The 21,895-nt window shown below is 64.7% G+C and carries 19 protein-coding genes and 1 pseudogene; 15 read left to right on the forward strand and 5 right to left on the reverse strand.

Translation table 11 applies throughout. The features are described 5' to 3' along the window. Positions 1–8: 8 nt before the first annotated feature. Entirely contained in the window at positions 9–695 is a 687-nt protein-coding gene (locus PW947_RS08450) for a GntR family transcriptional regulator (protein ID WP_299630822.1), read from the reverse strand. Between the two features lie 184 nt (positions 696–879). On the opposite strand from PW947_RS08450, the gene andR reads away from it, so the two are divergent. From andR to PW947_RS08465, 3 genes are all read left to right on the forward strand, one after another. Next, a complete protein-coding gene (gene andR, locus PW947_RS08455) occupies positions 880–1,845 on the forward strand; it encodes an anthranilate 1,2-dioxygenase regulatory protein AndR (protein ID WP_299630823.1) in 966 nt (321 codons plus the stop codon). Between the two features lie 241 nt (positions 1,846–2,086). Continuing rightward, positions 2,087–2,950: an alpha/beta hydrolase gene (locus tag PW947_RS08460; RefSeq protein WP_299630824.1), complete on the forward strand. Its 864-nt coding sequence runs from the start codon at positions 2,087–2,089 to the stop codon at positions 2,948–2,950. A 42-nt stretch (positions 2,951–2,992) separates the two neighbouring features. Next, positions 2,993–3,790, forward strand: coding sequence for an alpha/beta hydrolase (locus PW947_RS08465; protein WP_299630825.1), 798 nt, complete (start codon positions 2,993–2,995; stop codon positions 3,788–3,790). 100 nt (positions 3,791–3,890) lie between these two features. Here PW947_RS08465 and PW947_RS08470 read toward each other — a convergent pair whose 3' ends face one another. Further along, positions 3,891–4,151 carry a hypothetical protein gene (locus PW947_RS08470; protein WP_299630827.1) on the reverse strand — a complete coding sequence of 87 codons (261 nt, stop codon included), beginning with the start codon at positions 4,149–4,151 and terminating at the stop codon, positions 3,891–3,893. Here PW947_RS08470 and PW947_RS31200 point away from each other — a divergent pair. The 4 genes from PW947_RS31200 to PW947_RS08485 are packed head-to-tail and all read left to right on the forward strand — an operon-like array spanning position 4,047 to position 7,495. Further along, a complete protein-coding gene (locus tag PW947_RS31200; RefSeq protein ID WP_366146102.1) occupies positions 4,047–4,331 on the forward strand; it encodes an MFS transporter in 285 nt (94 codons plus the stop codon). The genes PW947_RS08470 and PW947_RS31200 overlap by 105 nt on opposite strands. Further along, entirely contained in the window at positions 4,213–5,202 is a 990-nt protein-coding gene (locus PW947_RS08475) for an MFS transporter (protein ID WP_299630828.1), read from the forward strand. The genes PW947_RS31200 and PW947_RS08475 overlap by 119 nt, the downstream gene beginning before the upstream one ends. A gap of 59 nt (positions 5,203–5,261) precedes the next feature. Next, entirely contained in the window at positions 5,262–6,305 is a 1,044-nt protein-coding gene (locus tag PW947_RS08480) for a porin (protein WP_299630829.1), read from the forward strand. A 26-nt stretch (positions 6,306–6,331) separates the two neighbouring features. Continuing rightward, positions 6,332–7,495: an NAD(P)/FAD-dependent oxidoreductase gene (locus tag PW947_RS08485; RefSeq protein ID WP_299630831.1), complete on the forward strand. Its 1,164-nt coding sequence runs from the start codon at positions 6,332–6,334 to the stop codon at positions 7,493–7,495. Positions 7,496–7,545: 50 nt separating this feature from the next. Here PW947_RS08485 and PW947_RS08490 read toward each other — a convergent pair whose 3' ends face one another. Continuing rightward, a complete protein-coding gene (locus tag PW947_RS08490; RefSeq protein WP_299630833.1) occupies positions 7,546–8,745 on the reverse strand; it encodes an MFS transporter in 1,200 nt (399 codons plus the stop codon). 160 nt (positions 8,746–8,905) lie between these two features. Between PW947_RS08490 and PW947_RS08495 the strand changes: the two genes are divergently transcribed. The 4 genes from PW947_RS08495 (at position 8,906) to PW947_RS08510 (ending at position 15,450) form a co-directional block, all read left to right on the forward strand. Then, on the forward strand, positions 8,906–9,688 hold the full coding sequence (locus PW947_RS08495; protein WP_299630834.1) for an IclR family transcriptional regulator: 783 nt from the start codon (positions 8,906–8,908) through the stop codon (positions 9,686–9,688). A 496-nt stretch (positions 9,689–10,184) separates the two neighbouring features. Continuing rightward, the gene (locus PW947_RS08500) at positions 10,185–12,467 is read left to right on the forward strand and encodes a cellulose synthase (RefSeq protein ID WP_299630835.1); all 2,283 of its coding nucleotides are present in this window, start codon (positions 10,185–10,187) and stop codon (positions 12,465–12,467) included. Between the two features lie 2 nt (positions 12,468–12,469). Then, entirely contained in the window at positions 12,470–14,620 is a 2,151-nt protein-coding gene (locus PW947_RS08505; protein ID WP_299630836.1) for a glycosyl transferase family protein, read from the forward strand. Then, on the forward strand, positions 14,617–15,450 hold the full coding sequence (locus tag PW947_RS08510; RefSeq protein ID WP_299630837.1) for a hypothetical protein: 834 nt from the start codon (positions 14,617–14,619) through the stop codon (positions 15,448–15,450). Before PW947_RS08505 ends, PW947_RS08510 begins: the two co-directional genes overlap by 4 nt. Before the next feature lie 13 nt (positions 15,451–15,463). On the opposite strand, the pseudogene PW947_RS08515 reads toward PW947_RS08510, so the two are convergent. Next, positions 15,464–15,625: pseudogene (locus PW947_RS08515) on the reverse strand (LysR family transcriptional regulator); the annotation flags it as partial. 151 nt (positions 15,626–15,776) lie between these two features. Next, positions 15,777–16,757, reverse strand: a complete 981-nt coding sequence (locus tag PW947_RS08520; RefSeq protein ID WP_299630838.1) for a LysR family transcriptional regulator — start codon at positions 16,755–16,757, stop codon at positions 15,777–15,779. A gap of 227 nt (positions 16,758–16,984) precedes the next feature. On the opposite strand from PW947_RS08520, the gene PW947_RS08525 reads away from it, so the two are divergent. The 4 genes from PW947_RS08525 to PW947_RS08540 are packed head-to-tail and all read left to right on the forward strand — an operon-like array spanning position 16,985 to position 21,876. Next, entirely contained in the window at positions 16,985–18,367 is a 1,383-nt protein-coding gene (locus PW947_RS08525; RefSeq protein WP_299630839.1) for an MFS transporter, read from the forward strand. 2 nt (positions 18,368–18,369) lie between these two features. Beyond that, positions 18,370–19,179 (forward strand): SDR family oxidoreductase, encoded by an 810-nt coding sequence (locus PW947_RS08530; RefSeq protein WP_299630840.1) that lies wholly within the window; start codon positions 18,370–18,372, stop codon positions 19,177–19,179. Positions 19,180–19,234: 55 nt separating this feature from the next. Beyond that, positions 19,235–21,001, forward strand: a complete 1,767-nt coding sequence (gene ilvD / locus PW947_RS08535) for a dihydroxy-acid dehydratase (protein ID WP_299630841.1) — start codon at positions 19,235–19,237, stop codon at positions 20,999–21,001. Next, on the forward strand, positions 20,998–21,876 hold the full coding sequence (locus PW947_RS08540; protein ID WP_299630843.1) for an NAD(P)-dependent oxidoreductase: 879 nt from the start codon (positions 20,998–21,000) through the stop codon (positions 21,874–21,876). Before ilvD ends, PW947_RS08540 begins: the two co-directional genes overlap by 4 nt. Positions 21,877–21,895: the final 19 nt, after the last annotated feature.

The raw sequence follows: 21,895 nt of genomic DNA on the forward strand, positions 1-21,895 counted from the left end.
ACTGAGGCTCAGGCGTCGGCTTCGAGTAAGGCGAGGAGCGGCAATAGCTCGTCGCGCGTTTTCTCCTGGTGCGCGGTCAGCAGCGCAATCGCCTCGTCCACGTCGCCGCCCAGAATGGCCGCGACAAGCTTCTCGTGTTCCGCGACCATGCCGTCGTCACGGCCGGATACCGGCAACAGCGCCCGGTAATAGACCTCGGCCTCGTGCGACAGACGCAGCACCGCCTGATACAGACGCCGGCTGCCGCACCCTTGCAGCACCGTGCTGTGAAAAGCGTCGTGCCGTTCGAGCCACAACGGATTCAGTTCGGTCGCGTCGTCGGGATCGATCATCGGCGTACACGACAGCTTGTGATGCGACGCCAGCACTTCCGCCTGCCAGTCGACGCTCGCCGTCGCCATGCAGCGTCGCAACGCGACGTTCTCCAGCAATATCCGCTGATCCATCAGATCGACAAAATCTTCATAGGAAACCGGGCGCACCGAAAAACCGATCTGCGGCTCGAAGTTGACGAGCTGCTCGCCGGCCAGCCGGTTCAGCGCTTCACGCACGACGGTCAGACTCGCCTCGTGGGTTTCCGCCAATGCCGCCGCACTCAGTTTTTCGCCCGGGCGCAGCCGCCCACGAACGATATCCGCCCGGATCACCTCGACCAGATTGACCTTGGCCGCCCCGTTCGCCCTCTCAGTACGCATCGCTCTTTGCTCCCCGGCTTTTCGATGCTCAAATTGTCTCACAGACAAATAAACTATTCTAAGATTAACAATCTATCCTGATTGACAAAGTAGTTTTGGCTGTCGACGATAGCCATGCCCGAGCTATGAACGTCCATATGGACAGCGCGGGCAGCGTGCCAGCGGTCGCTTGGAGGGAGGATGGATGGTGGCCACCGATATTTCTGCGTTGCGGGACAACCGGCTGTTCGAGACGCCCGACCTGGACGAGGCGAGGGCATTGATTTCGTCTGTGATGCAGCCGCATGGGTTGGCGGGCGGCAAGGCCCATCCGGGCGACCGTCCGAAATCGCATATGGATTACGTGCAATGCGGACGTCTCGGCGTCGGCACGATTGCGTTTTCGCGGGCCACGCAGGTGACCGTTCAGGGCTTGTCGAACTACCACCTGTTTATGTATTGCGTGTCGGGCACCGCGCAAACGCAGATCGACTCGGTGGCCGCGCGCGCCAGTGCGACCCAGGGCGTGTTTTGTCGAAGCGGCCAGCAGTTCGTCGCCGATCTCTCGCCTGATTGCGAGCAACTGGTGCTGCGAATCGGACTCGATGCTGTCAACGCGCACACCGGCATGAGTCGGGTCGCGTTTCCCAACGAGATCGCACTCGATCGGCTGGATGCGCGTCCGTTCAATGAAATGCTGGCGAGTTTCTTAGGTTCGCCGGCGCTGGTCAAATCGGCGCAGACCAATCCGATCATCGCGCTCGAAATGGAACGTCTGTTCGTCGCGCTGCTGCTTCATGCACGCAATGAAACACCGTCGCAAGGTGTGCGTGCGTCGGTCGCGCCGGGCATCGTCAAGCGCGCGGAAGACTTCATTCGCGAGAACGCCGCGTCCGCGATTTCGCTGGGCGACATCGCGATCGCGACCGGCATTCCCGCACGCACGCTGCTGGAGTCGTTCAAGAAGTTCAAGCACTGTTCGCCGATGCAGTACCTGCGTTCGTATCGTCTGGAACTGGCGCGCGAACGCTTGTGCGGCGCGTCGTCCAGCGATCAGGTGACGGCGATCGCTTACGACTGCGGGTTCTTTCATCTTGGCCGCTTTTCGATCGCATACCGGGAGCGGTTCGGCGAAACGCCGTTCGCGACGCTAAGCCGTCACCGTCTCTAGAACACCACCTGAATTGAAGGCCCCGCCGACGGGGCGCGTCGAGCTGTCCCACGCGGACGCCCGATGACCCGTCACGCGCGTTTCGCGCTACCTGTATGCATCAAAACGTAAATTCGCCCACCGAAAAAATCAGCGGCGATTTCTGGATAGTGTCAGCTGCACGACGTGTTTTTCGGATAGCTACACGTATTCTGGCGCCGAAAAATTCCCCTCACTGATGACGCAACACGCAGGAGGTTTCATGCAATTGACGCACCGTTCGAACTTCAAGTCGATTCCCAACCCGATCGACGACTGGGAGATCGCTTACTCCAATCGCATTGCGGTGCCGTCGTTTCCGAAATGGCTGGCGAATGCGCGGGAGAAGTCGGAGCAGTTTCATCGCGACCACGCGGATCGCGCAAGCATCGACGTACCGCACGGGCCGCATGCCCGCAATACCTTCGACGTGTACGAACCGCAGACACCCGCGACCGGCACGCTGGTGTTTATCCACGGCGGCTATTGGGTGGCCAGCGCGAAGGAAGACTATCGCTATCTGGCGGCGGGCGCGCTGGCTCGCGGCTGGCGTGTCGTGTTGCCTGAATATCCGTTGTGCCCGGACGTATCGATTGGCGAGATCGCGTCGGGCTTGATACCCGCGCTCGAAACGATTGCGTCGCGCTGGCACGACGGACCGATCGTGCTGTCCGGCCATTCCGCAGGCGGCCAGCTTGCAACGTATCTCACCAGCGCGCAAAGCGGCGTGTCGGCGGATGCATTGCGTGCGATCACGCGGGTCGTATCGCTGAGTGGTCTGCACGATTTGCGTCCGTTGATCCGCGCAACAGTACTCAACGCCGCACTCAAGCTCGATCCGGATACCGCGCATGAACTGAGTCCGGTACTGCGTGCGCCGGGTGGCGGATTCGATCTGGTCTGTGCGTGCGGCGCGGCGGAACTCGCCGAATTTCGTCGCCAGAACCGGCTGCTCGGCGATATGTGGTTCGGCTTCGGTGTGCCGACGCAAATCTACGAGTACCCGGACATGAATCACTTCACGTTGCTCGATCCGCTGTCGGACTCGCACAGCGAATTGACCGCACTCATGACGTTAGCGCTTTGACGACAGCGTCTTGCACTCGCATCCATTCAAAGGAGTCTTTAAATGAAATCATTGCAGATCAACGGTGAACTGCTGACGTATACCGACTACGGCAATCCCGCATCGCCGGCGATCATCATGCTGTCGGGTTGGGCGCAAGACTATCGGTTGTTCAAGAACGTCGCGCCGATTCTCGCCGAGTCGTACTACGTGATCTGTCCGGACTATCGCGGCCACAACCCGGACATGCTGCTGTGCGCCGACTTCACGTCCGACGACCTCGCCAGCGACATCGTCGAACTGGTGAAGCGTCTTGAGCTCACGAAATTTCATCTGGTGTCGCACTCGCACGGATGCTGGGTGAATATCGAAATCTGCGAACGGCTTGGTTACGCGACGCTCGACAAGACCGTGCTGATCGACTGGTTGATGGAGCCGCATCCTGGCTTCGACAGGCAACTCGCCGACGGTCAGGATATCGAGCTGTATGCGGCAGGCCGCAAGAGCATGGCCGACGAGTGGGCATCGAAGACCGATAACGAGGACGTGCTCAACCACATCTATAACGAAATGCCGTCGTTCGGCGGCGCGATGTGGCGTCGTGCATGCCGCGAAATCGCGAAGGGTTATGCGAAGTGGGGCAGTCCGCTCGAACGCATGTCCGCGCTGGAACGCAAACCGGCCGTCGCGCATATCTTTTCGCAACCGCTGGCACAGGCATATCGCGACATGCAGGCCGACTTCGCGAAACTGAATCCGTGGTTCACGCCGGTTTATATCGCTGGAGAAACGCATTTTCCGTCGTTGGAAAACGGCCCGCAGGTTGCCGCCGCGATTCTCGCCCATCTTGCGCCGACCTGAAGCACTGAAGCAAAGCACTGACGTGATGCACTGAAAACAACAACGGCCATGCCATGTGATGCGCGCGAGTCTCGCGTCGCGCGTGGCATGCACAGTCCCCTTACTGTCCGACAAAGAGACCATGAACTATAAGCTGCTCTCGCCGCCACAACTGGCGACCCTGCACCGGTGGAAAGTCGTCAGCCTGATCCTTGGACTTGCCGCGCAGATTTTTCTTGCGGGCGACTGGTACGGATTCGCGGCGATCATTCCGTTCATTACGAAATCGATCGATATGACGCCGACGCAAATCGGCTTTGCGCAAGGCGTTTTCTCGATTACGTACGCGCTCGGCATGATCTTCTGGGGCGGCGTCGGTCATCGTTTTTCCGCGCGTTCGCTGATCGTGTGCGGCCTCGTGATGACGGGTCTGATGCGTGTTGATGCAGTCACGCGTCGAGTCGTATCCGGCGTTGATCGCTTACCGGCTCGCCATCGGCTTCTTCGATTCCGCCGTATGGATCGGTGCGGCGAAACTGATTGTCGGCTGGTTTCCGCCTGAACAGCGCGGCCGCGCGTTGGGTGCGTTGCTGGCAGCGTTCAGTCTTGCGATCACGCTCGATTTCGCGATCGGCATTCCGTTGTCCGCGAGTCTCGGCTGGCGCAGTTTCTTTGCGTTGCTCGGTGTCGGCACGCTGATCGTTGGTGTTGCAAGCGTGTTCCTGGTGCGCGACGTCGCGACACAACTCGGCATTGCGCAGTTCAGCTGGGACGACACGACCGCCGTTTCGTCCGGCGCGCGTCTGCGGGACATCTTCAGGATGAAGTACTTCTACATTGCGTCGCTGGCGATCTTCGGCGCGATGTTCGGCATCTCCGCGACCGCGACGTGGGTGGTGCCCGCGTTCATCACGACGCAGCATATGCCGCCGCCGTCGGCTGCATTGATCGGAACGGTGATGGGTCTGTCGCAAGTCGTGTTTCTGATTGTGGGTGGCTTTATGAGCGATCACTACGCGAAACGCATTGCCGCGATGAAGGTTGCCGCGTTGCTGTCGGTGATCGCTGCGGCGCTGTTGATCGTGTCCGCGAAAATCGCGTTGCCGTTTAGCGCGCTCATTGCAATCTCGATCTTTTGCGGCGTGGTGGTGGCGGCAGGCGGCGCGATCTTCGCGTTGATCAGCGAGAAGTGCGGCGATGCACTGGCCGGAAGCGCGATCGGTTATGCGGAGATGGTCGGCATTTCGTCGTCGTTTATCGCGCCGCCGCTCCTTGGCGGGATTCTCCAGACAACCGGTTCGTATGCGGCCGCGTTCTGGGGGTTTCTGCTGGTCGAAGGCCTGATCTTCGTGGTGCTGATGCTGTGCAAAAACGAGTCGCGTGCCACGCACGCCGCCGTCACGCGTCACGCCGTCGGTGCCCAACCGCTGTGATGGGCGGTCGGCCGGCAACATCGTCTCTCTTCCAGGTGCTTCGTTTAAGCGATAACAATATGAAAAAGAACTTGCAGTGCGCCGTCGCGCTGACACTGTGTGTGGCCGCGCACCCTTCGTTCGCGCAATCGTCCGTGACCTTATACGGCGTCGTGGATGAAGGCGTGCAATATCTGTCCGGTGCGTCGTCTTCCGGCGGGAAAGTGGTCGGTTTGCAATCGGGAAACCAGTGGCCGTCGAACTTCGGGATCACCGGTAAAGAGGACCTTGGCGGCGGATACAGCGCGTTGTTCCGGCTCGAAGAAGGCATCGACGTCAGCACGGGCAAGAACGTAATTCCGGCGACGCCGCTGAATCGCGCGGCGTACGTGGGACTGCAAGGTCCGTTCGGCACGGTGACGATGGGTCGTCAATACGGCGTGATGTTCGACCAGACGCTGATGTACGACCCGACCTATCTCGCGCAATTTTCGTTGATGTCGTCGAACCTGATTCCGTCGAGCATCGAGCAGTTGAACAACTCGATCAAATGGTTGAGTCCGACCTATCGTGGATTGTCCGTGGAAGCGATGTACGGTTTCGGCCAGCAGATCGCGGGGAATTTTCGCGCCGGAAAATACATGGGCGGCGCGCTCGCGTATGCGAACGGCGGTCTGAGTGCGCGGGTCCTGTTCGAGCAGACGCAAGGCTCGTCCGCCGACGGTATCGACGAGTCCGGGCTCAAGGACCAGCGGATGGGCGTCGCGATGAAATACCGGCTCGGCGACGTGACGCTCGAAGGCGGCTATCACTATGTGCGCGGCGATCTGGAACTGTCGCCGCCGGGTAGCATCTTCAACCTCGGCGCAATCTATAGCGCGACGGCGCAACTGAATCTCGTCACCGAAGTGATTCACTATCGCACGCGTAATCACGAAGGCACGCCGCTCTGGTTTGTTCTCGGCAGCATTTATTCGCTGTCGAAGCGCACCGACCTTTACGCGTTTGCCGGTTATCTCGACAATCGGGGCGGCAAGTCGTTCACGCTCAATACGTACGACTTCTCGTCGCCGGGCGGATTGAGTCAGGCAGGTGTGCAGTTAGGGATCACGCATCGTTTTTAGCATCGCATCTTGAGGAAGGAACCAACATGAAACAGAAGCTGACTGCGGTGATCGCGGGCGGGGGAATTGGCGGGCTGGCCGCTGCGGCGGCGCTCGGCATGCGCGGCTGGGACGTCACGCTGTTCGAGCGGCAGGACGCGCTGCGGGCATCCGGCTCCGGCATCTACATCTGGGAAAATGGCCTGCGGGTGCTCGAAGCGTTGGGCGCGGCGGAAGCGGCCACGCAACACGCATTTCGCGGGCACTACTTCGAGCAGCGCGACAACCTCGGCGGCATTATCGAAAGCGCGCCGATCCGCGCCGACAAACGGCTGATGACGGTGCGCCGTCCGCAGCTTCTGGCCGCGCTGGCGGACGCCGCGCGCCGGTATGGCGCGAAGATCGTGACCGGTTGCGAAGTGACGGGCGCGACCGCGCGCGGCGAATTGCTGTTGTCGGACGGTCGTCGTGTGTCGGGCGATCTTGCGTTGGGCGTCGACGGCGTGTGGTCGCGCGTGCGGCAATCGCTGGGGCTCGAAGTGCTGCACGAGCAGGCGCAGGAAGGCGCGCTGCGCACGGTTATCGAAGCGATGCCCGGCGACATTCCGACCGCCGATGCGGGCAAGTACATCGAGAACTGGAACGGTCCGCTGCGGCTTCTGATCACGCCGGTCAACGATCGGGAAATCTATCTTGCGTTGACCTGTCCGGCGACCAACGCCCGCGCGAAATCGACGACGCTCGACAAGGCGTTGTGGGGCGATGCGTTCCCCGCGTGGCGTCATCTGATCGATCGGGTTGGCGCGGACGTGTCGTGGGGCGTGTATAGCGTCACGAAGGTCACGTCGTGGTCGGCGGGGCGCACGGCGATTCTCGGCGACGCGGCATTCGCGCAACCGCCGAATCTCGGCCAGGGCGGCGGCATGGCGATGCAAAGTGCGTTGGCGCTGTCGGTCGCGCTCGCGGACGTCGCCGACGCGCGCGATATTCCGGCCGCGCTCGTCGCGTGGGAAACGCAGGAGCGGCCGCTGGTCGATCATTGCCAGAAGTGGTCGTGCCTGTACGGTGAGGTCGCGAATCTGCCCGACGAGGTGCGCACGATGACGATTCGCGCGGCGATGAGCAATCCGTGGGTGTCGGCGCAGGTGTTCCGCGCGGCGAATCATATTCCGACCGGCACCGGGCATATTCCCGTTTGGGATCAGCGCTAGGCGTCCGGCGACCGGCCGCAACGGCCGGTCGATCGCCCGCGCAAGCTTCGTCACGCCACGTGCGTTGTTTCGGCAAGCGCTCGCGTCGTGGCGTCGCTGGCCAAGGTCCGTCGCATCGCTGCAGGCACACAGGCCAGCACCAGCGCCATGACCGCCGCCACGCTGAAGATTCGCGCGGCGTTGCCCGGCATGTAAGCCATGAACGACGACGCGAACTGCCCGAAAAAGATCGCCATCGACAGATAGGCGAGATTGCGTCCGCGTTGTCGTGGATGGCTTTTTTCCACGGTCATATGGTTGACGAGCGGCACCGACAGTCCGAAGCCGCATCCCATGCACACGCCGCCGACGACGAAAACCGGCACGCTGTCGGCCAGCGCGAAGCACAGATGCGCGGCCGCATAGAACACAAAAGCGCCGACCAGTACGCCACTTTCGCCGATTCGTGCCGTCGCGCGCGGCATCGACGCGGCCGCGCCGACCGCGACCAGCGACACGAACGACAGGAAGTAGCCGGTCTGCGCCTCGCCGATGCCGAGTTCGTGGAAGCGCATGGGTAAAACGATCACGCCGGTAAAGAACGACACCATCGAAAATATCGCGACGACGTAGATCGTCCTGAGCGCGTTCGAAACCGGCGTCCGCGCATCGCGCGCGTGATCCCCGGCGTGATGTGCGGGATGCGTGGAACCAGCGACCGGCGAAGGCGCGGGCACCACGGCGAGCACTAGCGCGAGCATCAACCACGCGAACAGATACAGCGCGAAGGGCCAGCGCCATCCGTGCGCCGCGAGCAGTCCGCCCGCGAACAGAAACACCACGCCGCCCAGTTCGATCGACATGCCTTGCTTCGCGATCATCGCGAGTCGCGCGTGGCCGTCGTAGAACACGGAAATCAGGCCGGTGCCGGACGTCATCACCAGCGCGGTCGCGCCGCCGAGCAGAAAGCGGTCGGCAAAGACCGCGACCGGGCCGTGCAACCACGCACCGCCGACGCCGAGCAATCCATACGAAAACAGACCGATGCACAAGGTCCGGTACAGGCCGGTGCGGGCGGTCAGCCATCCGGCCAGAGGTCCGAGCACGACGACGCCGAGCGACGGCACCGTCACCAGCGCGCTGGCAAAACGCTCGACGCCGAGTTGCGGCGCAATGGCCGGCAGGCCGGGCACGATCACGCACCCGACCATGATGGTCAGGCACGCGACGGCGAGCAGGGTGAATGCGGTCGCGCGGGAAGGCGGGTTCATGCAAGGCTCCTTGATCCTGAGTCCGGATCGTTCTACACTGTCCGTACAGTGGAACAGTAACCCGTTATATGGATATAGGCTAAAGGCGAATGCGAGCCAAAGTCAAGGCGTGGCCGCGTGCGGCCATCGGAGAACCCGCGTGAATTCATCCAGCAACGACATGACAGACCTTCCTGTGAACGAGACGAATCCCGACGCGGACAGCAGTGCCGGAAAACAGGTGATCGCGCGCGCGGCCGCCGTGTTGCGCGCGCTCGAAAACCAGTCGGCGGGCCTGAGTCTGTCGCAGATCTCGAAGGCATCGGGATTGCCGCGCACCACCGTTCACCGGATCGTCGCGGCGCTCGAAGCGCAGCAAATGGTGATGAGCGGCGACAAGGGCATCAGGCTCGGGCCGGCCATCGTCCGGCTGGCGGCGTCGGCGCATACGGACGTGATCGCGGTGGCGCGGCCGTTCGTCGAGGCCTTGGGACGTCGAACCCGCGAAACGGTAGACGTTTGCGTGTTTCGCGGACAGTTCGCGGTATCGGTGGATCAGTACGCGTCGGATCATGAGTTGCGGGTCGTGTCGGCGGTCGGCACGGGGTTTCCGGTGCATTGCACTGCGCACGGCAAGATGCTGCTGGCCGCCAGATCGAACGACGACGTGCGCGCCGTGCTCGGCGCGCAGCTTCCGAAGCGCACGCCGAACACGCTGGACACACTGGACGCGTTGATCGCGCAACTCGACTACGCGCGCACTTGCGGCTTCGCGGTGGACGATCAGGAACATGCGCTCGGCGTGTGCGGGATCGGCGTGTTCGTTCGGACCGGACTCGCAGACGATTATGCAATCGCGCTTGCGGTTCCCGCATTGCGTTTCAAAGACCAGTTCGACGCGTTGCAAGCGGCGCTAATGCAATGCAAATCGGAGATTGAATCGGTATTTGGCACCGCACGATAATGGGCGGGTGCGATCACCGTTTGAATTCGCGAATGGATGCGATAAATCGAAGTGAATACGTGTTCGAATGAAATTCGAAGGCAGTTCGTCGCCTATGCGGTAAAGCGTGACGATTTTCACGCGTACGACTGGGACGACGTCTAAAACATCGATCTCCGCAAAACCTCGCGAGAGAATCGACGGGAAAATACCCTGCCAAACTTCGGCCGCTACTACTTCCGGTACAAATAACCCATCTGCTTTTCCCAACTGCGCGACAATCACCCCCTCGCGCGCCTGCCGCTTATTTAGCGCCAATTTTGCCGCACCCCTTCAGAAAATCGGAAAGGTGCCGTAATAAATGCCGAATGACGTGTGCCGGACCTCGTCAATGCGTTTACAAACGCCCGACGACTATCCGGACATTCTCGCGTTTGCGCTGCCCCGATCGCCCGCGACGGCGACGGGCTTGCCGCAGCCGTGACAACAATCGCAAAAGCAGAATATGTCCGCTCGGATGACAACGATTTTCCGCACGCTAGTGCTTTGCGGCGCGACCGCAGGCTGGCTTGCGTATGCGCACGCCGCACCGGCGCCGCATCCCAAACCGTCGGCTGGGCCTGCGTCGAACGTCAGCGCAGGCACGAACGCGGACGCGTCGAATCCCCGCACCGCGTTCGCCGACGCGCTGTTCAATCCGGGCAACAGCGGCATTGCGCGGATCGTCACGCTGCGCAGCCTCGGCGTGCACGACGTCGTGACGCTCGATTCGCCGCGCAGCGCCCGCGAATACTATTTTCCCGTACCGGCCGACGTGCCGCTGACCAACGCGCAACTGCAACTCGACGCCGACTATCTGCGCGCCGATGGCGGTCGCACGACCCTGCTGGTGTCGATCGACGGTTCGCCGTCGCTTGCGCGCGCACTGACGCAGCCGCAAGGCGACACCGCAACGAGCGTCGGCGTCAGCGGCGACGCGCGGCCGGGCGGCTACGTGCGGGTCGGTCTCGCGTGGGCATCGCTGATCAGCGATGCTGTGTGCGCGGACCAGACGGCGATCGGCAATCTGATGCACGTCGCGCCGACCACGCGCCTGAGCTATCGCTACGACAGTCGCGACGTCAAGGACCTGCGCACCGCGTGGTCCGGCTTGCCGCCCGCACCCACTATCGCGATCTCCGCCAATCGCATCGACGCGGCGCATTACGACACCGCGTGGCGCGTCGCTGCCTTGATGCAGCGCGACGGGCGCGAGCCGGTGGTGCGCGCGTGGCCGGCCGTCGGCGATACCGTCGATCTCGCGACGCTGAACGTGCCCGCCGCGTTGCGCGCGTTGCCCGCGTTCGCGGCACTCGCCACCGCGACGGCCGGCGCGCCTGCCGGCAAGCACCGGCTGGCAAATCCGGCGGAAGTCGCCGCGCTGCTGGTCGCAGGCAATGAAAGCACGTGGCCGGTCAGCGTGATCGTCGCCGACGACGCGTGGCGCGCGTCGCTTGCCGCATCGTTCGACGCATTGCGCGAGCAGGCGGCCCATCTGTCGTCCGACGCCGCCGACGCATTCGATGTGTGGCACAAACGCACGGTCGCGCCGTTGCTCGCGCCGCTGGCGCCGGGCGAAACCCGGCTCGCGCATCTCGCCGGACAAGCGGTGATCGTGCTCGGCGATACCCGCGCGACCGGCGTGCTCGCGCAGGCGTGGCGGCCGGTCAATGTGTCGGATCAACTGATCGTCCACGACATCGACAGCGCCGCCAACGGCAAGTCGGACCGCGTCGCGCTGGCCGCGCTCGGCGGCCAGCCGGGCACCATCGACGTGCTGCGCGACGCGTCGTGGGGCGCGAATTTCGATCTCGGCGCGGTGGGCGGCGCGGGACGTCTGCCCGACAGCGTCGTGCTCGATCTGGCCGGCACGCCGAACACGCGCGGCGCGGGCGTGGTCGCGTCGATCTTCGTCAACGACGTGCTGATCGGCGCGAAACTGCTCGATACCGACGGCCATCCGCAACGCGTCGCCGCGCATATTCCGCGCTACGCGCTGGCCGCGCGCAACCAGTTGCGCGTGTCGTTCCAGCGTCAGTCCGATGCGGGCTGCGCGACCGCGCAAGGCTATCCGGTCGCGGTGCTGCCCGATAGCCATCTGACGCTCGCGCACGCCGACGGCGAGGCGAACTTCACGGGCCTGGTCGGGCGTTTCGCGGCGAGCGCGAACCTGATCGTGCCGGCCGCGTATCTGTCGAACGCGACGGGCACCGTGCTGGGTGTGGCCCGTCTCGCGGATGCGGCAGGCGTCGCGCCGCAGCGCGCGTCGCTGAGCGTCGCACCGGACGGCCAGCCGGCGGCGCCGGGCGGTCCGTTCCTCGCGATCGACGTGCCGCTGGTCGATGCGAAATCCCATGTGCGGATCGCCGGGACCGGGCTGACGATTCTCGGTCCGGACGGCGCGACGCTGTACGACGTCGGCGGCGTTGCGAATCTCAGAGGGATCGGCGTGATCGACGTCCAGCAGTCGGGCGGCGCGACCGGCGTGGTGTACCGGCACATCGGGCCGAACGCGCCGGTGTTGCCCGCCGGGCTGCAACTCGCGCGCGGCGATGTCGCGGTGATCGATTCGTCCGGCGTGCTGAAACTGCTCGACACGCTGCACGCCGACGGCGTCGAAACCGATACGTCGGGCACGCCGTGGACGCGTCAATGGCTGACCTGGGTCGTGCCGGCCGCCGTGGTCGCGCTGTTCGCGGGCTTCGTGCTGCTGACCGTCGTGGTGCGCCGTCGCCGTCAACGCGATCGGGACGCCGGTTAACCGTGAACGCGACGGATCTCGTGCCTGCGCCGATTTACGTCGCGTATTACGCGACGCAGTACTACAACGTCCTGCAATATTGCGCGGGACTGATCGCCGTGCTGATCCTGCTGTCGAGTCTCGACGATCTGTTTATCGACGGCTGGTACTGGATTCGCGAGAGTTATCGCGCATACACGGTGCGGCGCGTGCATCGTCCGTTGACGGTCGAGCAGTTGCGTACGCGCGAGGAGCAGCCTATCGCGATCATGGTGCCGGCATGGCGCGAACACGACGTGATCGCGGCGATGATCGAAGACATGGTGCGGGTACTCGACTATCGCAACTACGTGGTGTTCGTCGGCACTTACCCGAACGATCCGGACACGATCGCGGAAGTCGAGCGGATGCGCCGCCGCTACAAGCAGCTTCGGCGCGTCGAGGTGCCGCACGATGGCCCGACCTGTAAAGCCGATTGTCTGAACTGGGTGATCCAGGCCATTTTCAACGACGAGCGCGAAACTTCGGTGGAGTTCGCGGGCGTCGTGCTGCACGACAGCGAAGACGTGCTGCATCCGGTGGAACTGAAGTTCTTCAACTATCTGTTGCCGCGCAAGGACATGATCCAGTTGCCGGTCGCGTCGCTGGAGCGGCAGTGGTACGAACTCGTCGCGGGCACGTATATGGACGAGTTCGCGGAATGGCACGCGAAAGATCTCGTCGTGCGCGAGAGTCTGGTGGGCTCGGTGCCGTCGGCGGGCGTGGGCACGTGTTTTTCGCGGCGCGCGCTGGTGGCGTTGTCCGAAACCACCGGCAACCAGCCGTTCAATACCGACAGTCTCACCGAGGACTACGACGTCGGCGCGCGACTCGGCAAGCTCGGCATGCAGTCCATTTTCGCGCGCTTCCCGGTGCAGTTCCGTACCCGTCGCGCGAGCTGGTTCGGGCTCGGCAAGCCGCGCGAAGTGATCGTCACGATGCCGCTGTGCGTTCGCGAATTTTTCCCCGACACGATCCGGACCGCGTACCGGCAACGGGCGCGCTGGGCGCTCGGCATCGGCCTGCAAGGCTGGCAGCATACGGGCTGGAGCGGCTCGCTGGCGAACCGCTATCTGCTCGCGCGCGACCGCAAGGGCGTGTTCACCGCGTTTGTCGGCATGATCGCGTACGTGCTGCTGATCCAGTTCCTGCTGTTCATGATCGCGGACGCGCGGGGGCTGATCCAGACGATGCTGCCGTCGCCGTTCATCGATTCGACGTGGATGCGCGTGGTGTTGTGGGCGAACGTCGTCGCGGTGACGCTGCGGGTCGTGCAGCGCTGCTACTTCGTCACGCGGTTGTACGGCTGGGAACAGGGGCTGATTGCGATTCCACGGATGGTGGTCGGGAACTTCATCAACTTTCTCGCGGTGTCGCGCGCGTGGCGGCAGTTTCTCGCGCATCTGCTGACCGGCAAACGGCTCGCGTGGGACAAGACGATGCACGATTTTCCGTCGGCTGACGGCTTTGCGGGCGACCGTCGGCAGCGGCTCGGCGAAGTGTTGCTGTCGTGGCAGGCGATCGACGAACACCAACTCGCGATGGCGCTCGACGACGATCACGCGCGCGAGGCGCCGCTCGGCCGCGTGCTGATGGCCAAAGGCTGGCTCGACGAAGAAACGCTCGCCGAAGCGATCGCGTTCCAGTCGGACCTGCCGCGCGCGTCGCTCGATCCGCAGCGTCTGCGTTCCGATAGCGCGCGTCTGCCGCTCGATGTCGCGATCCGTTTTCGCGTGCTCGCGCACGGCGCCGACGCGGCCGGACGCATGATTCTGCTGAGCGCCAGCCCACTGTCCGCCGAAGCGATGACCGAACTCGCGGCGGCCGCCGGTCAACCGGTGACGGCGCAAATCGTCCGCGAAAGCGAGATTGCCAATGGCCTGCGTCTGCTGCGCGGCGCCGACGACGCGGTGACGCCGGGTTCGGCGCGTGTGCCGTTGATCGGCGATCTGCTGATCGAACTCGGTCACGTGACGCGCGAGCGTTTCGATCAGGCGCTGCAGTTGTACCGGCCGGACCGCGACGGCCGGATCGGCGATTTCATGATGGCGCGCGGCGTGATTACCGGCGACGCGCTGAACGAGGCGATGGCGATGCAAAGCCGCGCCCGGGAACATGGCGTGGCGGCGCCGTGACGCGTGTGTCGATGGGGCGCTGCGTCGCGCGGCTGGCGGCCGTGGTGTTGACCGCGGCGCTATCCGCGTGTCAGCCGACACCGCTGGTGCAGGGTGTCGCATGGCAGGTCGATAACGCGCATCTGGAGCCGCACGGCGACTGGCAGGCGCTCGGCGCTACCGACTTGCTGATTCAGTGGACGGCGGTGGACGGCACCGCATTCGTGGCGGGCAGCGGCTTGCCGCAAGCGCCGCATCTGCCGGACTGGCCGCGCATCGCGCGCGAACCGTGGGCGCAACATGTGCTGGTCGGTCTGTCCGGCCGGTTCGACGAAGCCGATGCGCGCGCGCACGCCGCCCAACTCGTCGACGAATCGATCCGGCTGGCGGCTGCGGCGCCGCCGCTGCAAATCGAAGGCTGGTACTTTCCGGTCGAAGTCGACCCGACATGGCAGGACGCGGCGCGCCTCGCACCGTTGCTCGCGCGCTTGCCGAAGCCGTTGTGGATCAGCGTCTACGACCGCTCGAACATCGGCGGTGCGGCGCTTGCGAACTGGTTGGACGACTGGTTGCCGCACGATGTCGGCGTGCTGTTCCAGGACGGCGTCGGCGTGTATGCGCGTGGTCCCGAAGCGGCCCGCGCGTATGCCGACGCGCTGGCCGCCAGACTCGGGCCGTCGCGTGTGCGGATCATCGCCGAGGCGTTTCGTCCGGATGTCGGCAAGCCGTTTCGCGCGGCGACGGCGGCGGAACTGAAGCCGCAACTCGACGCCTATCGCGGCTACCGGACCTATCTGTTCGACGGTCCGCATTATGTGTCGCGTGAACTGGTGAGCGGGCTGCTCAGATAAGCGCGCCGATGCGTTAGACCGTCGCCCGGCCCGATGCATCGCCGGCTTCCCGGCTTTCGCGAATGACGTCGATAAAGCCGCGCAATCCAGCCGGCACGTGGCGATGTCCGGGGTAATACAGAAGCAGTCCGGGAATCACCGGGCACCATTCGTCCAGCACCGTCACCAGACGCCCATCGTCGAGCCACGCGCACCCGGCATTTCGCCTGACGCTCGGCAGCACCGCCTATGCGTCGATCAGCACGCGCTGGCCGAACGTCTGCGTGCGCTCGACGCGCAGAAGGACGTCGCGATGTCCGGCGACGGCGCGTCATGACAGGCAAACGTTAACCGCCCGATCCTCCCGATCCACCCGCCTGATCGAGCATCAACTCGCCCGCCACTTCGCGCAGACACGCACTGAACAGCTGCGCGGCGGGCAAGCTCGAATCGAGCCGCCAATACACGACGATCTCGCCGAGCGGTTCGAGCGGCGGCAACGGCAGCACGCGCATGCTGCCGCGCATCACGTGCGGTCGCGCAATCGACATCGGCAGGATCGATACGAAATCGCCGCTGCGGATCAGCGCGATATTCAACGCAAGTGAACTCGATTCGACCGCGCCGCCGCCGACCGAAATATCGTTCGCGGCGAGCGTGTCGATCAACGTCGCATAGGCGGGCGAGCCGTGCATCGGCGTGATCCAGCGGCACGCGCGCAGGTCGCTCCATGTGACCTGCCGGTCGGGATCGCCTGACGGATGGTGCGCGCCGACCACGAACACGAACGGCTCCCGATGCACGACTTCCTGCCGCAGCGCGGTCTGCGTGGCGGGAATCCGGTTGCGGCCGAGCGCAATGTCGAGGTCGCCGTCGTCGAGCATCTTGATCAGGCGGTCGAGCGTCGCTTCCGCGAACGAAAGCGACGCCGACGGCGCGCGCCGCATAAACAGTTGCACCGAGTTCGCGATCAGCGGTTCCGGGATCGTCACCACCGCGCCGACCCGCACGTGACCGCCGGTTCCCGACGCGAGCGCGCTGACGTCGCGCCGCGCCAGTTCGATATGGCGCAGCACTTCGCGACCGCACGCGACGATCACCTGACCGATTCCGGTCAACTCCAGCGCATTACCGACCCGGTTCACGACCGGCACGCCCAGCGCGTCCTCGATCTCCGCGATCTGCTTCGAAATGGCGGGCTGCGTGACATGGAACGCAGCCGCGACGCGCGTCACCTGGCCAAGCTCGGCAAGGCTTACGAGGATGCGCAGATGCGGCAGCTTCAGTCCGCTACGAAAGAAACGCTCGATCGGATCGCTGTTTTGCATGGCAAGGGTTTTCCCGAAAATACGTGTCGGCATAACTGAGTAGTTATAACTTTCGCCGAAATCGTGATTTGCGGCAACGCGCACGACGCGGCTAATCTTTCGACACTGCCGCAAGAAGGCAACGGTTCGCACGCAACACACCCCACGACGACGCGCCACGCGTCGTCGGCCGCGATCCCATACAACAGAAGAGACCGCGCGCCCACCGCGCGCACTGGAGACAGAACATGAGCGTCCATTCATACGGACCCGATGTCGCCCCCGGCGACGACGCGTCCCGTTCCGCCGATCCTCACAACGCCGCGCTGTACAAAAAGCTCACCCGGCGCATCGTGCCTTTTCTGTTTCTGGCCTTCGTGGTCGCGTATATCGACCGCGTCAACGTCAGCTTCGCGAAGCTGCAAATGCTCAGCGACCTGTCGCTGAGCGAGACGGTCTACGGCGCGGGCGCGGGCATTTTCTTTGTCGGCTATTTCTTCTTCGAAGTGCCGAGCAACCTGATCCTGAACCGGGTCGGCGCGCGTCGCTGGATCGCGCGGATCATGGTGACGTGGGCGGTCGTGTCGAGCCTGACGATGTTCGTCAGCGGTCCGACGTCGTTCTATGTGATGCGCTTTCTGCTGGGCGTCGCCGAAGCCGGATTCTTTCCGGGCGTGCTGCTCTATCTGTCGAACTGGTTTCCGTCGGCGCGGCGCTCGCAGATCATCGCGCTGTTCATGACCGCGATTCCGGTGTCCGGCGCGATCGGCGGTCCGTTGTCGGGCTGGCTGATGGCGCATTTCGGCGGCAGCTACGGCGTGGCCGGTTGGCGCTGGCTGTTTCTGGTCGAAGGGATCGGCTCGCTGGCGGTCGGTATCGCGGCGTTCTTCGTGTTGCACGATCGCATCGACTCCGTGCGCTGGCTCAATGCCGACGAAAAAGCGCGCCTCGCCGCCGACCTCGCCCGCGACGCCGTCACCCGCACCGAAACCTCGGCGCGCGGTGCGTTCGCGAGCGGTCGCGTGTGGCTGCTCGGCCTGCTGTACTTCTGCATCGCGATGGGCAATTACGGACTGGCGTTCTGGGTGCCGACCATCATCAAGGCGAGCGGTGTCGCGAGCGTGGGGAATATCGGCTGGCTGTCGGCGGTGCCGTCGCTGATCAGCGCGGTCGCGATGGTGCTGATCGCGCGCCACGCCGACCGTCACGACGAGCGCCGCGTGCATGTGGCCGTCTGCTGCGCGATCGGCGCGGTCGGTTTGCTGGCGTCGGTGCTGTTTGCGTCGAATGTCGCGGTGTCGATCGTGGCGCTGATCGTCGCGGCGATCGGCATCAATTCGATTGCGCCGGTGTTCTGGGGAATTCCGACGGCGTTGCTCGGCGGCGCGGGCGCGGCGGCGGGAATCGCCGTAATCAATTGCACCGGCAATCTGGCCGGTTTCGTCAGCCCGTTCGTCGTCGGCCGGCTGGCCGATCTGAGCGGCGGCAAGCTGCTGCCCGGCATGCTCGCGATCGGCGCGGCGCTGCTGACCGGCGCGGTGATCGTGCTGTGCATGCCGCTCAAACGCGCTTCGCAGGTTTCCACCGGAGCTAGTGGTTCCAACGGTTCCAGCATTCCTCAAAGGACTTGAACATGACGCAATCGAGCACGCCTGTCTGTGTGGTGACGGGTTCGGCTTCCGGGATCGGTGCGGCGAGTGCGCTGCGTTTCGCGCAGGCGGGCTGGTCCGTCGCGATCGGCAACTTCGACGACAGCACGCGCGACGCGGCGCACGCGGTCGAAGCCGCCTGCCGCGACGCGGGCGCGCAAACGCTGGTGTTCGATGCGGACGTCGGTAACGACGCGCATTGCCGCCGCGCGATGGATGCGGTTGCGAGCCGCTGGCAACGGATCGACGCGCTGATCAATTGCGCGGGCACGACGCGCGTGATTCCGCACAACGCCTTCGATCAGATCGACGATCTCGAATTCGAGCGCGTGTATCGCGTGAACCTGATCGGGCTGTATCAGATGACGCGCGCGGCCGTTCCGCTGCTGCGCGAATCCGCGACGATGGCGCACGCGTCGGGCGCGAAACGTAGCACCAGCGTGGTCAATATTTCGTCGCTGGCGGGTTTGAACGGCACGGGTTCGTCGATTGCGTATGCGGCGTCGAAAGGCGCGGTCAACACGCTGACGGTGTCGCTCGCGCGCAATCTCGCGCCGCATATCCGCGTCAACGCGATTGCGCCCGGCATGGTCGACGAAGGCCTGTTGCTGCGCGTGCTGGAGCCGCACGCGTATGACGGCGTGCTCGCCAGGATGACCGACGCCGCGCCGCTGAAACGCGTGTCGATGCCATCGGAAATCGCCGATCTCGCGTGGTTTCTCGCCGCGCAGGCACCGGCGATTACCGGTCAGGTGATCGCGGCGGAAAACGGACTGCTGCTGAACGGCGGCTGAACGCCGGACCGGACGCACACTGGATCGACCTTCAAAAGAACACGGATTTCCCTACATGACCAATCTTCACAAGCATCGCTCGCGCATGGTGACCGACGGCGTCACGCGCGCGCCGCATCGCGCGTTTCTGCGCGCCACCGGTCTCGACGACGAGTCGATGCAAAAGCCGTTCGTCGCGATCGTCGATACCTTCGGCGAAAACACGCCCTGTTCGATGTCGCTGAATCAGGTGTCGGACAATGCGCGGCTCGGCATCGCGGCGGGCGGCGGCGTGCCGATTCGCGGCTCGGCGATCTCGGTGTCGGACGGCACGTCGATGAACCATTCGGGCATGCGCATGAGCCTCGTGTCGCGCGAAGTGGTCGCCGACAGCGTCGAGCTGTTCGTGCGCGCGCACGGCTACGACGCGCTGATCGGCGTCGCCGGTTGCGACAAGACCTTGCCCGGCATCCTGATGGGCATGGTGCGCGTCAATGTGCCGGGCGTGTTCCTGTTCGGCGGCGCGATGCTGCCGGGCGTCGCGCCGGGTCAACTGCCGGGCGGCGCGGGCACCGGCCTGCAACGTCAGGCGACCATCCTCAGCACGATCGAAGCGGTCGGCACCGCGCAGCGCGGCGACATCACACGCGCGCAACTCGACGCGATCGAAAAGCAGTGCACGCCGACGGCCGGTTCCTGTCCCGGCCAGTTCACCGCGAACACGATGGCGATGGTCGCGGAAACGCTCGGCCTCGCGCCGCTCGGTTCCGCGATGGTGCCTGCGGTCTACAGCGAGCGGATTGCGATCGCGCGTCGCGCGGGCGAAACCGTGATGCGGATCCTGAAGGCGGGCGGCCCATTGCCGCGCGATCTCGTCACTGTGCAGAGCCTCGAAAACGCGTGTGCGGCGGTCGCGGCGACGGGCGGCTCGACTAATGCCGCGCTGCATATTCCGGCGATCGCCAACGAAGCGGGCATCCGTTTCACGCTCGACGACGTGCAGCGCGTGTTCGCGAAGATTCCGCTGATCGGCGATCTGCAACCGGGCGGCCGCTATCTCGCGCAGGATCTGCACCACGCGGGCGGCGTGCCGGCGGTGCTCAATGCGCTGCTGGCGGGCGGTTTTCTGCACGGCGATGCACCGGCGCTCGGCGGCGGCACGCTGGCCGAAGCGCTGAGCGCGTTCGCCGGACCCGACGGCACGGTGGTGCGTCCATGCGATGCGCCGCTCGGCGAGAATGGCGGCCTCGTGATCCTGCGCGGCAATCTCGCACCGGATGGCGCGTGCCTGAAAGTCGCCGGACTGAAGTCGCTGACTTTCACCGGCGCGGTGCGGATTTTCGAATGCGAAGAGGATTGCATGGCGGTAGTTGCCGCGCGCGATTATCGCGAGGGCGATGTGCTGGTCATTCGCAACGAAGGACCGAAGGGCGGTCCCGGCATGCGGGAAATGCTGAGCGTGACGGCGGCGATTTACGGGCAGGGCATGGGCGAAAAAGTCGCGTTGCTGACGGACGGCCGTTTCTCCGGCGCGACGCGCGGCCTGTGCATCGGATACGTCGGACCGGAGGCGGCGGCGGGCGGCCCGATCGGTCTGTTGCGCAACGGCGACCGCGTGCATATCGACGCGCGCGAAGGCATCCTGCGGGTCGAACTTTCCGACGACGAACTCGCCCGGCGCCGCGCCGATGCGCCGCCGCGCGCATCGCGACGCCTCGCGGGCGTGCTCGAAAAATACGAGGCGCTGGTGCGTCCCGCGCATCTGGGCGCGGTCACGCATTCGGGCGCGGTCGATTGGCCTTACGACGCGCCGACTCACGGCGACGACGGAGCCGCCGCATGACGCGCGCACGTGTCGGTTTTTGCGGCCTCGGCAAGATGGGATTGCCGATGGCGCAACGTCTGGTCGATGCCGGTTATCCCGTGCGGGTGTGGAACCGGTCGATGGAGAAAGCGAATGCGTTGCAGGCGTCGGCGGCGAATTGCGTCGCGTGCGATTCGCCGGCCAACGTCGCCGCCGACGCGGACATCGTGATGCTGTGTCTCGCGGATGCCGCCGCCGTCGAAGCGGTCGCGTTCGGCGTCAACGGTCTGGCGAGCTTTGCGCGGCCAGGCACGACGCTGGTCGATCATTCGACGCTCGCGCCGTCGCAGACGATCGAATTCGCGCAGCGCTGGCACGAACGCACCGGCGGCCGATGGATCGACGCGCCGGTGTCCGGCGGCACGGCGGGCGCGTCGGCCGGTACGCTCGCGATCATGGCGGGCGGCGACGCGGCGCTGATCGGCTCGCTCGGCCCGATCCTCGCCGCCTACGCCGCGCGCGTCACACGCATGGGCGACAGCGGCGCCGGTCAAGCCACCAAGCTCGCGAACCAGACCATCGTGATGACGACGATCGCCGCGCTCGCGGAGTCGACGCGGCTCGCGCGCCGCGCCGGGATCGATGCGACGCGGATTCCCGCCGCGTTGCAGGGCGGCTGGGCCGACTCGGTCCTGCTGCAAACGCTGATGCCCCGGATGATCGCGCCGCCGATGCACGCGTCGGGCACGATCCGCACCATGCTGAAAGACCTCGACGCCGTCGAAGCGCTGGCGCACGACAGCGGCACGGCGATGCCGGTGGCGTCACTGGTGCGCCGCTGGCTCGCGCAGGCGGTCGAGCAGGGCCTCGGCGACGCGGATATTTCGCAGATCGTGTCGGTGGAGATGTCGTAAGCGGTATCGAACGCACACC

Origin of the sequence: Paraburkholderia sp., from assembly GCF_028283785.1 — a bacterium.
In the GTDB taxonomy this organism is placed as follows: domain Bacteria; phylum Pseudomonadota; class Gammaproteobacteria; order Burkholderiales; family Burkholderiaceae; genus Paraburkholderia.

Bases quoted from the DNA above. Each gene is read 5' to 3' on its own strand.
- PW947_RS08450 (WP_299630822.1), bottom strand. From the start codon at position 695: ATGCGTACTGAGAGGGCGAACGGGGCGGCCAAGGTCAATCTGGTCGAG.
- andR (WP_299630823.1), top strand. From the start codon at position 880: ATGGTGGCCACCGATATTTCTGCGTTGCGGGACAACCGGCTGTTCGAG.
- PW947_RS08460 (WP_299630824.1), top strand. From the start codon at position 2,087: ATGCAATTGACGCACCGTTCGAACTTCAAGTCGATTCCCAACCCGATC.
- PW947_RS08465 (WP_299630825.1), top strand. From the start codon at position 2,993: ATGAAATCATTGCAGATCAACGGTGAACTGCTGACGTATACCGACTAC.
- PW947_RS08470 (WP_299630827.1), bottom strand. From the start codon at position 4,151: ATGACCGACGCCGCCCCAGAAGATCATGCCGAGCGCGTACGTAATCGA.
- PW947_RS08475 (WP_299630828.1), top strand. From the start codon at position 4,213: ATGCAGTCACGCGTCGAGTCGTATCCGGCGTTGATCGCTTACCGGCTC.
- PW947_RS08480 (WP_299630829.1), top strand. From the start codon at position 5,262: ATGAAAAAGAACTTGCAGTGCGCCGTCGCGCTGACACTGTGTGTGGCC.
- PW947_RS08485 (WP_299630831.1), top strand. From the start codon at position 6,332: ATGAAACAGAAGCTGACTGCGGTGATCGCGGGCGGGGGAATTGGCGGG.
- PW947_RS08490 (WP_299630833.1), bottom strand. From the start codon at position 8,745: ATGAACCCGCCTTCCCGCGCGACCGCATTCACCCTGCTCGCCGTCGCG.
- PW947_RS08495 (WP_299630834.1), top strand. From the start codon at position 8,906: ATGACAGACCTTCCTGTGAACGAGACGAATCCCGACGCGGACAGCAGT.
- PW947_RS08500 (WP_299630835.1), top strand. From the start codon at position 10,185: ATGACAACGATTTTCCGCACGCTAGTGCTTTGCGGCGCGACCGCAGGC.
- PW947_RS08520 (WP_299630838.1), bottom strand. From the start codon at position 16,757: ATGCAAAACAGCGATCCGATCGAGCGTTTCTTTCGTAGCGGACTGAAG.
- PW947_RS08525 (WP_299630839.1), top strand. From the start codon at position 16,985: ATGAGCGTCCATTCATACGGACCCGATGTCGCCCCCGGCGACGACGCG.
- PW947_RS08530 (WP_299630840.1), top strand. From the start codon at position 18,370: ATGACGCAATCGAGCACGCCTGTCTGTGTGGTGACGGGTTCGGCTTCC.
- ilvD (WP_299630841.1), top strand. From the start codon at position 19,235: ATGACCAATCTTCACAAGCATCGCTCGCGCATGGTGACCGACGGCGTC.
- PW947_RS08540 (WP_299630843.1), top strand. From the start codon at position 20,998: ATGACGCGCGCACGTGTCGGTTTTTGCGGCCTCGGCAAGATGGGATTG.